Source organism: Paenibacillus sp. 2RAB27 (genome assembly GCF_052115445.1).
Taxonomy (GTDB): Bacteria; Bacillota; Bacilli; order Paenibacillales; family NBRC-103111; genus Paenibacillus_E.
In genome coordinates this window covers 354,559-367,917 of the sequence record NZ_JBFRGR010000003.1, presented here as the reverse complement: position 1 = coordinate 367,917, position 13,359 = coordinate 354,559, and the positions used below count along the sequence as shown (strand labels likewise).

The window sequence follows — 13,359 nt, the reverse complement described above, 5'->3', positions numbered from 1 at the left end:
CGCAAGGGTTTGCTGGCTTTTCAAAAACTATTTAGAGCCTCGCGAACGTGATGTAATCCACTTGGGCAGGCTCTGCCGATTCGATCCGAAGTGCCCGGTTGATCTGTCCCCGGTGATATTGCCCATGTAAGAGGACCTGCAACAGGATGTCGCGGACGGACGTTCGGAACGGAACACCGCTCTGGTTCGCATAGTCGATCATCTTGTCCAACTCGGATTCCTCGAGTTCATCGATATAGACGCGATATTGCTCGGCGTTTTCTTCGAACATCGTCCGGATCGCAGTCAGGTCATCCGCTTCCTCCCACAACGAATACTGCGTGGTGCCCTTGCCCTGCAATCGGGAAAGCCAGACTCGTTCCGCGACCGCGACGTGGCGAACCAACTTCCTTCAGAAGGTCCTTGTTCTTCGTCTCACTTTCCTCGAGCGCGTCCAAGATGCGTCCGTCCGCCCAGATCAGGTGATCCACCATGCTCTTAATCGTCTTCATTTCAGTTTCCTCCTCTTCGTCTCATGAATTACTTGAATCTACTGGTATTCGTTAGTTTAATCATTTGAATGAACTAAAACAACCTTTTTAGCTGGTCGGATAAGCAGCAACTTAATTGTACCAGACGAGAATTCGCCTGCCAGGATGTCTCCTGCGATGATGTATCGTCATCTAACCGACTGGTAAACGAGACCTATGGCTCCAGAATCAAAGGTCTTGTTTTCGATAAGTTTAAGATTGACCTTCTCCTTGAGACCTTGGAATAACGGCAACCCGCTGCCGATCAGGACGGGAGAAACCGTAATTTTATACTCATCGATTAAATCAAGCTGCATAAGGTGGTGTGCGATCCTAGGACTGCCGAGGATGACCATATCCTTGCCTGGCTGCTGTTTGAGGTTCTTGATCTCTTCCTCGATATCTTCTTTCACCAGTCTGGAATTGTTCCATTCAACTTTGTCCAGCGTCGTGGAAAAAACGATTTTGGCTGTCTTATCGATCCACTCGGCATGATCTCGTTCATACTGCGAAGCTGATGGATCCGAAGGCACAGATGGCCAATAACCGTGCATTAATTGATAAGTCCCTCGTCCCCAAATGACGGTGTCGGCAGTACTTAGAATTTCTTTCGCGTATTTCTCTAAATCACCATCGTAGGAAATCCAGCCAATGTCCATTGCACCGTTCGGTCCTTCTACAAAACCGTCAAGCGATGCATGCAAAAATAGAACGAGTTTTCTCATTTTCATTGCTCCTTTGTTCATGAGGGATGTCTACATAAGTTACATTTTAGCACATTCCAGCTTGGATTGTTTCTTATGGAAGAGCGTCATTTAGGATCGTAAAAGTCCTAGCCATCGGCTAGGACCTTAAAATTTTGTTATTCCTTTTCGAAAATCCACCTTATTTTTTTACCGTAATTCATCTGTCCCGAATCTAACCAGCGATACATGATCCTGTACGTCCATATGCCCCGAATTGATATCTGTAACTAGCATGTCTTGTCTTTTATACTTTTTAAAATGTACATCTCTTACATAAGAATCCTGATTTACGCCCTTAATTAAAGCCCTCTGTTCCCCACTACCACGATAGGTGACGTTATCTAGCGTAATGTTTTCAATAATCCCCCCGTCTCTATCTCCTGGAAAGCGTTCATCAGTCCGGAATTGAAACACCGCGGCTTTATAAGGATCTCTAAAAGCTTCGATTCGTATATCTTTAAATAAGATATTTCGAATATCATTGCCCCCATTTGCCCATAATTTCAACACACCCGTAAATTTATCGAGGATATAGACCCCTTGCTGATTCAATACATCGATATTTCGGAACGTTAAATCTGATATATGGGCATCTGGTTCACTTCCCAGACCTATGAGAATGGTATGCGCATCATCCCCCCACAGCACGCTATTTTTCACCGTATTATTGGAGGTTGGACCATAATGATACATCACAATATCATCATCAGGTGTTCGAATAAATACACCTGTAATGAGACCATCGTTCGATCCACTGAAATGAATCCCATCCGCATTTACTTCATAGGCGATAATATGAATATTTTGAACAACGGGTCTTGTAGCAAAATTCATTACCACGGCCCACATGGTTGGATCAATAATGGTAATGCCTTCGACTCGATTATCACTGCCACCGCTTAACCAAATCGCGCCCGTCCTGCCTTCCCCCGGAGTTGGATTGATATGCTGCAATTGACTGCCATCGAGAATTCCACGGCCACTTATGGTCACATGATCCACTTCGTCAGAAGATATCGATCCGTAACAAACAGCGCCAGGTGCCATATACACCGTCGTATGATGTTGGGAAATAAAGAAAGACTCACCCGAATGCCAGTTCCCATAATTGGAACTTGTTCCGTAACGAGTATGCTCATTCCCATCAACAGCATGGACGTAGCTAGGCATAGCTCCCGCAATTGCGCGATTCAATGACAGATTCGTAGTCCCCMCCGCTTCATAAACGTTAAACTCGCCAATTGAATTACTGAACACCCAGCCTGAATCAACATTGCTTCCTAGAAGCATGAGCCGCACATATCTAGCCTCTCTTGGGCTAAAAGAATTTGTTATATATCCCTCAAGTGTATTACCGGTACCATCATAGACAAGGGTATACGGATCATTAGCCTCCACTTTCGTTTCCACAAGGTACTTATTCGGGTAGGAGATAGGGTCCATGCCTAATCCTTGCATCTTTAATATTGTCTGCCCGAGATCAATCCGATCAATCGCATAAACACCCCCAAGATCAACCTCTACCCAAGAACCTTTCGGTAAGGTATGCAGGCCGGGTTTAAAGTAATACGTGTCTTTCCCCTCTGGCAATTGCAAAGGAATCGCATCTCCGGGATGAATAAGGTGAACATTGGGCGCACTTTCAGAAGGCACATCCGTTTCCAAAGGATTGGTTAAGATATGCAGGTCTTCCGTGTTCCAACTATCGTTGATGCGAATGACAATTTTACGTGGAGACTCATCGTCCTGCGTGGTTGAGAACGTGAGGGTATTTCCCATTTTCGCTGCATCAATGTCATAGGAACTTGGCCTGATATCATAGCAGTTCATCGTTCCACCATGATAGGTGACTTTGATGTCTATGGAGCCTGAGAAATCGAAAATCACCATGGAAGAATCAAATTTTGTTCCATCCTGATGACCTAAAATAACATTGTAAACGAATATATCGGTCCACTCCGACCCATGCGAAGGCTTAATCTGAACTGTGAAGGTAGGATTCATTGCTATTCCTGCCGGCGGGGACCATGTATGAACAGTATTGGACATTTTTCCTCCTGTGAAACCTGAATATGATTACAGCTTTTTGCTAATTCGTAATAATTACATTGTCAAAATAAAAGATTCCGCCTGTAGGAGCTTCAGACGATACGAAACCTACTTTGCCTATATCATGGGTAGCCGTCTCCAGTGATTTAGTCGCATTAATCAGCACATTATCGACGTTACTTTCACGTCTAATGAGCTGGAAAAATCAACATTCACATAGGATGAATCGAAATTTGTGCCGTCTTGATGACCTACCTTTACGTTGTATTCGTATAGATCCATCCAGGTTGCCTCATCCGATGGTTTCACCTGAACCGTGAATGTAGGATTCGCTGCAGTGCCTGAAGGAGGGGACCATACATTGACTACATTTGCACCTGCTGCCTTCGCATGTATCCCGCCAATGAAACCTAGCATTGCAACCAAGCTAAAAAGGAATAAGAATAACGAATATCGTTTCATCATGAACATAACAATTTCCCCCGTTTCGAATTAGCGCTCAGAGCGCAATGTAGAAGGCATGATAAGCAGGGAACCTATTGGATAGGCCCCCCATAAACAATTCGTTACTTTTTAGCAGTCGTGCTCCATTCATTTAATTGTTTTTGTTTCTCGGCAATAATTTTGTCAATGCCTGCGCTTTTCAGTGCAGCCACCATTTTGGGAATATAGACATCCGGGTCCACCGAGCCAGACATAATGGCTTGCTGGTACTGCTTGAGCACGCTGTTGCTAGCAGCCACTTCCTGAGTTAAAGATTCGGAATTCCAAGCAAAACCAAGCGCAGGTGATTTGTCAGCTGTTTCGTTGAATGTTTTGAATTTCTCCCATTTCTTCGGGTCTTCATTTGGAAATAAATACGTTAACATCTGATTTCCCCACATCCAAGGCTCGTTCTTATAACCGACGGATGCCGCATCAACACCTGCAGGGAAATCAATCGTAGTCTCATCCTTTTTCACATAATGAGTTCCTTCCACACCGAAATCAAACAGATTAAGCAGCGTTTTATCGCCATAGAGCATGTTCAAGAACATCATAGCCCGGTTAGGATCTTTCGAAGTCTTGGGAATGGCTGTCATAATCCCGGTCGTGTTCAACGTAATTGGGGTGTTCACCATTTCTTTCTGAACGACCTTAACTCCCCAGGCTGAGGACATTTCAGCATCTTTCCCAGGCTTCAGCTCCGAATACATCGCGAATGCCTTTCCTGCTTGCATGGCGCCAAAGTCTTTGACCGTGGCCGCATCCAGATTCATAAATTTCGCCTGATACCATTTACGCGCCAGCTTCGCATAATCCATGAATACTTTCGACTCAAAGATATCGACTACTTTTAGCTCCTTGCTTGAACGGTCCAAAGCACCCAAATAATCGCCAAGATTATCAAACGACGAAGAACTGATGGCAAAATTACTCATCTGACGCCCCTCTTGTCCGAAGAAAGGAACGATGTCAGGTTCATTGTCTTTAATCGTTTGTAGCATAGGCTCCAAATCTTCGAGCTTGTTCACCTTGCTGATATCAAATTTATATTTATCGACTAACGCCTTATTGAACAAAACACCATCTACACTGGCAAACTCTTTGTTCGTTGGTAGTCCGTAAATCTTTCCGCCTATCCTTGTTCCGTCCAAAAACTGAGGCTGCAAAGCTTTCGTTACATCTCCTCCGTATTTGGCAATAAGTTCATCTAGAGGCAAAAACGCTCCTTTAGCTACATTTTGCGAATAACCGAGACCACCAGCTGTCATCATAACGTCCATTTGCTCATTCGTTGCCATCATCAGATTGGTTTTCTCGATCCAAGTCCCCCACTCAATCGGCTTGAGTTCAACTGTAGCGTTAATCTTGTCAGTTAAATACGCATTCATTTTGTCTTGCACGGCCTTAAGGTCCTTGGGAACTGCGCCTGTTGCGTAAACGATCGTCAACTTATACGGATCCAGTTTCGAAGAAGAAGCATTACCCTTCGTACTTTCGGAAGTGCTTTGTGGTGTATTCTCCTTCGTAGCCGAAGAACTGCAGCCTGCGAGTACGGCACTTAATGTGAGAATAACCGTCGTCATTACGAAAACCTTTTTCATTGTGATCAAGTCTCCCCCGAATATTATTGTCATGCACTAACCCTTTCCAACGTACTTAGCTGAATCACCTCCTCCATTAAATCTAGTGCTAGCCTTTAACCGAGCCTACAGTGAGACCTTTCACCAAATACTTCTGAAAAAAGGGATAGCAAATAAGAATAGGTCCTATACCAATAACCGCCATTGCCATGATGATAGAATTTTGGGGCATTTCGGATATTAATTTGGCAGAATTCGCATTCTCCGTATGAGAAGATAGGAACTGAATATTCAGCAAAGCTTTTGTCAGTAAGTATTGCACACTGAAATACTTGGAATCGCTAATAAATATCAACCCGTTAAACCAATCATTCCAATAAGCCAACGTAGTGAACATGCCGATCGTTGCCAGTACAGATACCGAGAGTGGGAGAACCAGTTGAAAGAAGATTCGCCATTCTCCAGCGCCATCTATACGAGCCGACTCAATCACCGAAATAGGAACAGAATTAGAGAAGAAGGTCCTCATGATTAGCACATTAAATCCATTCATAAGCAGTCCTGGGATGATGAGTGCCCACATCGTATCGCGTAAATCGATGATTTGGGTATACACCAGATACCAAGGAACCAAACCGCCATTTAATAAAATCGTAAAAAACACATAAAAGGATAGTATCTTTCGATACGGAAAGTCCTGACGGGACATTGGGTAAGCAACTAAACTTGAAATAAATAAGCTGGCTAAAGTTCCCGCGATCGTAATGATAATGGTAACGCCGTAAGCTCGAAATAATTGATGAATGTCTATAAATAAATAGCGATAAGCGGCTGTGCTCCATATTTTCGGGAAATACGTGTAGCCGCCTGTACGCAAGATACTCTCATCCGTAAAAGAAGCGATTAGCACCAGAACAATTGGAAATAAACAAAATACACACATCACTAAGAAGAAACCATGCAATAAACCGCTCGCCCAAGGTGATCCTTCCCGATGCGTTYGAAACCGCTTTTGATTGATAATATTGACTTCCATACGTATCCTCCTCTAAAATAAAGCGCTCTCTTTATCCCATCTTCTGACCAACATATTGGCAATGATGACAAGCACGAATCCCACTGTCGATTGGTATAAACCTGCAGCCGAAGACATGCCGATATCTCCTGTTACCAATAAGGCTCGGTAGACATAGGTATCAATTACATTGGTAGTCGAGAACAAAATACCTGTATTGAGAGGAACTTGGAAGAACATACCAAAATCTGCGTAAAAGATGCGGCCAATCAGGATCAGCACCACAACGATCACCACTGGACGGATTAGCGGGAGTGTGATCTTCGTCATCTGCAGCCAGCGATTCGCGCCATCCATGCGGGCAGCCTCATAATATTCTTGGTTAATACCAATCATAGCGGCAAAATAGATTAAACTTGAATAGCCGACATATTTCCACGTGTTCACCATGACAAGAATGTAAGGCCAGTATTTGGACTCCAAATACCATTCAATCGGCTGTATATGTAAGAACGGAAAAATGACTTTATTGATAAAACCGTGCTCAATACTAAAAAAGGCAAGAACAATATAGCCAACGATACTAAACGAAATTAAAAAGGGAAGCAGCATGATACTTTGGTACAAATTGCGGGCAAACCGATTTTTGATTTCATTTAACAGTAAAGCTACAAGGAGCGCTATGACTAAATTATTAACAATAATAAACGTCCCATTGTAGAGCAGCGTATTCCGGGTAATGATGAAGGCATCATGTGATTTGAATAGGAATTCAAAATTCTTAAAGCCCACCCAGTCGCTATGGAAAATTCCTTTGGTGTAATTAATGTTCTTAAACGCAATGAATGTGCCCAGCATGGGCAAGTAATTATTAATAAATAAGTACAATACACCTGGCAGTGTCATCAGAATCAGACTGCTATATTTCTTTGCCATTCCGCTACCCTCCACTCTATTTCTCTTCTTTATTGTAGAGGGTGCAGCTTTTTTCAGATAGCGCTCAAGATACCGAACCTATCACTCAAGTTACTTCTTAGGTATAAAAAGACGAACGACCGCCCCTTTTTCCAGCCCATTTCCAATCATGAGACGGGCCTTATTGGCATAATAGGCTTGCAGCCTTTGTTTCACATTTTGAATGCCCAAATTCCCGGCATCCTCTGATGACTGACCGCTTGCCACAAATTTTTGCAAAGCCGGCGCCGAAAACCCATTGCCGTTATCCTCAATATGGATCCATAGGCCATGGCTATTATCGGAATGCTCTTCATAACAGATTATTTTCAAATGAAAACCCTCATCTTGCATAACCATGCCATGGATAATAGCGTTTTCAACAAAAGGTTGAAAAATTAAAGAAGGGATAAGCTGTTCCCTGACTTGCTCATCGATGTCGATAGCGTAATCAAAATGTAATGGAAAACGCATCTTTTGAATTTGTAAGTAGTGGTCAATGTGCTTTAGTTCCTCTGTGATCGTCACCATTCTTTGTTGGCTTCGCATCATGGAACGAAAATAATTCATGAGATGGACCATCATTCTCTGCGCCAATTCGGATTTCTTAGTTGCAATCAGGTTATAGGCAATGTTTAAAGAATTCAATAAGAAGTGGGGATTGATTTGCAATTGTAAGTGCTTAATTTCCGCCTGTTGCGTTTTGATATGTTCTTCATAGACATTGATTTTTAAAGAGGAAATTTCAGCAGACATGGTGTTAAAAGTCTCCGAAAGCAAGTCCAACTCCTTGGAATGGCTAGGCGGCATTCTATATTGCAGATCTCCCTCCTGGATTCGTCTCATGGCACGAACAACACGAATAATCGGATTTACGACGATTTTTTTAAGTAGAACTAAGTTAATAATKAGGAAACAGCCAATGGCAAAGGGTAGGAAATAGATTAACTTTTGCAGCAAAGAGAGCTGTCTATAGACATTTTTCTCTGGTAAGAGAACCGTCATGATCATATTAGAGACCTGGGAGCGATTCATAACCAATAAGTACTTATCAGGGATCTCCACCGTTTGAAAAGCCTTATTTGTTTTGAGAAACTTGCTTGTAAGCTGGTTTAAATAGTTTGGGGAAATCGTCGTTGCAGTTAACGGTTCTGCCTGCTCCGAGAAGAAAATAATTTGTTCATCCTCGACCAATTGAACCTTATTGGAAGGAGCAGCCAAGCTTTGAATGGGAATGATACTCCCTACGTATAGACTCGTCCCTGACTTCACGACATGAATTAAACAAGGAATGCCAGCAACCTTCACGGTTTTCCAGCCATCCTCCTGTTTCATGGATAGTCCCTCACTCCGCATCCATTCATAGATAAAATCCTCTGTCCCTTTATTCTGGGGAATTTGTGAACCGTTAGCTCTTGTCATAATAAGATCTTGCGTTTTGGCTGAAAAAACGAATAAAGCCCCTAACTCGCTATAGTAATTAATATCCTTCTCCATCGTATTGGCAGCAGCGATTCGCGTCATCAAGTATTCATCACTTCCGCGGGGCTGCAGCTCCAAGGAAATGACCGCCGGATCCTGTAGGGCTAGCCTGAACATATAGGTATTGATTTCTGATAACTTACTGTCAATATGACTCATTTGCCCGCTTAAGAGGCTCGAATTCGTTTGGGCAACTTGATCACGGACCAGATTCATGGCATAGCTATTGCTGAAAAACAATAATAAAAATAAGGGCAGGGATACTAAAGTAAAACCGCTTATAAATTTGAAAATAAGAGAATTTCTGTCTTTCATGTTCATCCCTCTCTCGTCGCTCAGTTGTTCAATTTCCGCAATTCATAAGGTGTCATCTGATAAGCGCGCTTAAACATTTTAGAAAAATGAGAAAAATGTGTATAGCCCAAAGAAACGGCAATTTGGCTGATAGTCGCATCTGTACCTAATAAGAGATCCTTAGCCATCTTCATTCGTTCGAACGTAATGAAATCGGTAAGCGTTTCACCTGTTTCTTTCTTATAAAAACGAGATAAATACGCCGGATTTAAATGTACAGATGCCGCTATGTCCTCACGGGTTATTTCTGTGGTTAGATTTTCTTTAATATAGGTTTTCACCAGTTCAATCACTGTTTTTTCACCTTTACGGCCAAACTGCCTCTGGTACATAAATGCTTGATTGGACAAGGTCACATTGTTGCTTTCCATGGCAATCAAATCTTGATAAACACGATATAAGTCCTGAATGGTCGCCCAATTCCCGATGTAACACGATACTTGGCAATAAAAGTGTTCCTTGCAGGCTCGAATAAAGGTCTCACATCTCATACGCCAGTCTTCCAGGGGAAGCGGTTCACTTCCGTCCGAGTAGATGTAGATCACATTAATGCCGGAATGATCCTGAAAGGCAAGTCCGTTATCCTGCTGAATCACCAGCTCCGCTGCTGCATTCCGGCAGGCATACTCTAGGACTTCCTCGTCTCTGGAACTGAATTCTCTCTGCCACTTTTCCACGCTAATCAAGATTGGCAGGATTGTAAAGCTGTCTGAAATGGTCAACCCGACTTCTTGCAACTCGCTTTCCATCTTTAACGGATCATTAGAAATACGCTCATCCAAATAATCTTGCCAAATTCGTTCAATTAACAGCGGTTTTTTTACTTCCCAAAGTGGATAGAACCTTTCATACGTCTCTTTGATCTCTTCAAATCCCAATTCTTTTTTGCGGATTTCCAATGCTTTCACAATAATTTCTTCAAGTTCTGAGAAATTGACTGGCTTAACGATATAATCAAATACGCCTAATTGAAGAGCCTTTTTCGCATAATCAAACTCCGAATGACAAGTAAGAAACACAACAATTATGGAAGGATAATACGATTTGACCCATTCCATCAATTGAAGACCATTGCCATTTGGCATCTCTATGTCGCATATCATGATATCAATGGGATGTTCTGTTACAATCTTTTGGGCCATTTCGATATTATAGGCTTCAAAAATCTCTGCAAATCCCAGTGATTCCCATGCGATGTTATATTTAAGTCCCTCAATAGCATAGATTTCATCATCAACAAGCAAAATGCGACTCACAGTAAAACTCCCCCTCTATTTACATAGTCATCGTGTCGTTTGTATACCAAAATAACATGAGTATAGCATGTCATGCTTCGGTGGTGAATGAACGAATTCAAGTAAGTTCTATATTAAAAATGAATTTAGTCCATCATCTACTACTAAAATAACATAGAAAAAGCACAGCAGATCGGCTCATTCCCCTCTCTACTGTGCTTTATTCTATTCCTGCGCCTTGAAGGCGGAGTTACAAAAACTTGTTCCGATATTCAGTCGGCGTCAAACCGAACTGCTTCTTAAAGTTCTCCCGGAAGTGGTCCTGGTCTGTATACCCGATCCGGTCACATATCTCGTAGATTTTTATCGCGGGATCCTTCAGCAGCCGGCCCGCTTCCTCCATACGGAGACGAATGATCCAATGATTGATCGTCATACTGGTTATTTCTTTAAACAGCAGATTCAAATATTTTTCACTTAATCCGACTGAGGCCGCCACATCCGCTAGCGTCAGTTCCCTACGTGTAAATTCTTCCTTCATATACTGAATCGCCTGTTCAACCAGCTTCGTCTTTTTCAAACTTCCATACCATTCCCCTTGAGGCAACGTATCCGACAAATATGGAAGCTCTACCTTGGTGGCATGCTCTGCGACGGTCAACTTCCGGCGCTCTTCCCGTTCTTTGTGAAGCACTTCGACCGCACGCGAAACAACCCTTTCTATTTCAACCGGATCGATAGGCTTCAGGACATAGTCCAACACTTGAAGCTTTAGCGCCTGCCTTGCATGCTCAAACTCACTCAATCCAGATAAAATGATGTAGCGGATGTCCGGATTACGAGCTTTTACGGTCTCAATCAACTCCAAACCGTTCATCTTGGGCATCCCAATATCAGTTAAAAGCAGGTCCGGTTCCTCACGGTCGAGCCACGCCAACACCTCTTCCCCATTCTCTACAGCACCCAACAAGGTGATGCCTAAAGCCTGCCATGGAATGGCACGCACCAAAGTTTCACGGATGGTCTTCACATCTTCCGCAATAAGCAGCTTAAACATTAGCAACTCCCCCGATCTTCATACCGACTGCTCCGTACTGCAGGGCAGAACGACTTCGACACAGGTGCCCTCACTTACTTCAACATAACGCAAACCAAACGCCTCCCCGCAATGCAGTTGAATTCTCCGATGAACATTCATGGTGCCGTAGCCGGTTCCACCGCTGTTCGATTTGCCGACAGGATCGTTCACAGGCTGCTGCCGGAGCATGCGGTTCATTTTATCTGCCTCGCAGCCTCGTCCATTATCTTCGACCCGCAGCAAAAGCGCTATCCCCTCCAGTCGGGCTGAAATTGTGATCCGGCAATCAGACGGACGGTCGGCAAACCCGTGAATGATGGCATTTTCGGCCAACGGTTGCAAAGTAAGGTGCACAATGTTGATGGACACGAGATCGTCAGGTATTCGTATATCCACGTGCAGATCATCCATCATCATCTTTTGAATATGGAGATAGGCTTCGACCTGCTTAACCTCCCCTTCCAAGGAGATCCAGGCCTGCCCCTGATTCAAGCCGTAACGAAAAACATTGGCAAGGGAACGGACGATCTGGCTCGTTTCTTGATCCCCCGCCATGATGGCTCGGCAATTGATTAAATCCAACGTGTTATATAAAAAATGAGGATTAATTTGTGCATGTAAGAGCTCAAGCTGAATCACTCGGCGTTCTATCTCTTCGGCAAAGGATTTCTCGATCAGACTATGAATGGTGACGAGCATGGATGCAAACTTCTGGTTCAGCTCATCCACTTCATAGATCCCTGTATTTTGATAAGGAAGCGGTTCTTTAAATTCCACGACTTCCGGACGTTGGATAGCTGTAACCAGCCTGGTAATGGGAACGGTGACCCGTATGACGATTCTTCTGAGCCAGAAACCCGCGACCAGCAAGGCAGCTGCGGCGGTGGCCGCTCCGATTGCTGATATAACGAAGGTGTATCTGCTGAAATGGCTCTCAGGAACTACCGCCAGCAGCTTCCAACCGTTCTCCAGTGTCTCGAACATCACCCTGTGGTTTTCTCCGTTGATTCTAGTTACGATTGATCCCTTGGTGCCAGTCAATGAACGCACATAGGGAAGCTCTCCCACATTGTCGAGGAAATCGTATCGCTCGCTGAAGATAACACGATCGCTTTCATCCAGCAGCAAATGATAGCCTTTCTCCAGCGGTGCATTGTCGAAAGCACCCTTGATGCTCCCAGTATCCGCAGCAACGATCACCGTACCGATGTTTCGGCCGTCTTTGATACTCGTCTTTTTTCTCGCCGAATAGATCATAGCTGCATTTAATCGGTCCGTCCTTTGGCCCCACCACACAGTCTGTCGTTCCCCACGACTCAGGCTTCGAAACCATTCCTCACTCTTCAGATCCCCATTCTTAAATATTCCCGTTGACGGGTAAAAATGATCTGGTGCCATTTCGTAAAGCCCGCTCCCCGGTTCCAACGCGACGGAAACAACATAGGATTGCTGCGCCACATTATGGGAGCCGAAATCGTTCAGGAGAGACAACAAGGACAGATTCTGCAAGTTGGTCTGGAGTGAATAAAAATCGCCGACCGCCTCGAATGGTTCCTGATAAGAGCTTTCCAGCAAATTTTCAATCGATTGATTGGATAAAATAAAAGCCGCTACGTTATTCATTGTATCGAATTGGTATCCGATATTCCTGTAAACAAATTTCATCGACTGTTCCGCCATCTTGAGGGTATGGTCGTTCTGCACTCGAATAAGGACGTAACTGGCCGCCGTTGCAAAAAGAGCGATGAAGGTGACGATCAACACAAAAATCGGAAGACTCAGTCTTGTAAGCAATCTCGAATTCCTGCTCCGCTTTCGTTTACATACTGCCATCCTCATCCCCCTCTTTAGCTGGCATTATTGCAGAAGCC

General features: G+C 43.8%; 12 protein-coding genes. All 12 read right to left on the bottom strand.

From position 1 onward, the window contains the following. Nucleotides 1–31: 31 nt before the first annotated feature. Nucleotides 32–340, bottom strand: a complete 309-nt coding sequence (locus AB4114_RS06750; protein ID WP_441987737.1) for a DinB family protein — start codon at nucleotides 338–340, stop codon at nucleotides 32–34. Further along, complete coding sequence (locus tag AB4114_RS06745; protein WP_441987736.1) at nucleotides 291–491, bottom strand: hypothetical protein; 201 nt, start codon at nucleotides 489–491, stop codon at nucleotides 291–293. The genes AB4114_RS06750 and AB4114_RS06745 overlap by 50 nt, the downstream gene beginning before the upstream one ends. 167 nt (nucleotides 492–658) lie before the next feature. Continuing rightward, complete coding sequence (locus AB4114_RS06740) at nucleotides 659–1,234, bottom strand: dihydrofolate reductase family protein (RefSeq protein ID WP_441987735.1); 576 nt, start codon at nucleotides 1,232–1,234, stop codon at nucleotides 659–661. Nucleotides 1,235–1,402: 168 nt separating this feature from the next. Beyond that, nucleotides 1,403–3,304, bottom strand: a complete 1,902-nt coding sequence (locus AB4114_RS06735) for a glycosyl hydrolase family 28 protein (protein ID WP_441987734.1) — start codon at nucleotides 3,302–3,304, stop codon at nucleotides 1,403–1,405. 159 nt (nucleotides 3,305–3,463) lie between these two features. Beyond that, nucleotides 3,464–3,775, bottom strand: coding sequence for a hypothetical protein (locus tag AB4114_RS06730; protein ID WP_441987733.1), 312 nt, complete (start codon nucleotides 3,773–3,775; stop codon nucleotides 3,464–3,466). Between the two features lie 95 nt (nucleotides 3,776–3,870). Next, entirely contained in the window at nucleotides 3,871–5,391 is a 1,521-nt protein-coding gene (locus AB4114_RS06725) for a DUF3502 domain-containing protein (protein WP_441987732.1), read from the bottom strand. Between the two features lie 88 nt (nucleotides 5,392–5,479). Then, nucleotides 5,480–6,406, bottom strand: coding sequence for a carbohydrate ABC transporter permease (locus AB4114_RS06720; RefSeq protein WP_441987731.1), 927 nt, complete (start codon nucleotides 6,404–6,406; stop codon nucleotides 5,480–5,482). Nucleotides 6,407–6,418: 12 nt separating this feature from the next. Beyond that, nucleotides 6,419–7,321 carry an ABC transporter permease subunit gene (locus AB4114_RS06715; protein ID WP_171634817.1) on the bottom strand — a complete coding sequence of 301 codons (903 nt, stop codon included), beginning with the start codon at nucleotides 7,319–7,321 and terminating at the stop codon, nucleotides 6,419–6,421. A gap of 90 nt (nucleotides 7,322–7,411) precedes the next feature. Then, the gene (locus tag AB4114_RS06710) at nucleotides 7,412–9,136 is read right to left on the bottom strand and encodes a histidine kinase (RefSeq protein WP_441987730.1); all 1,725 of its coding nucleotides are present in this window, start codon (nucleotides 9,134–9,136) and stop codon (nucleotides 7,412–7,414) included. A gap of 20 nt (nucleotides 9,137–9,156) precedes the next feature. Continuing rightward, a complete protein-coding gene (locus AB4114_RS06705; protein WP_441987729.1) occupies nucleotides 9,157–10,431 on the bottom strand; it encodes a response regulator transcription factor in 1,275 nt (424 codons plus the stop codon). Between the two features lie 229 nt (nucleotides 10,432–10,660). Further along, the gene (locus AB4114_RS06700) at nucleotides 10,661–11,467 is read right to left on the bottom strand and encodes a response regulator transcription factor (RefSeq protein ID WP_441987728.1); all 807 of its coding nucleotides are present in this window, start codon (nucleotides 11,465–11,467) and stop codon (nucleotides 10,661–10,663) included. An 18-nt stretch (nucleotides 11,468–11,485) separates the two neighbouring features. Then, entirely contained in the window at nucleotides 11,486–13,321 is a 1,836-nt protein-coding gene (locus tag AB4114_RS06695; protein WP_441987727.1) for a cache domain-containing sensor histidine kinase, read from the bottom strand. Nucleotides 13,322–13,359: the final 38 nt, after the last annotated feature.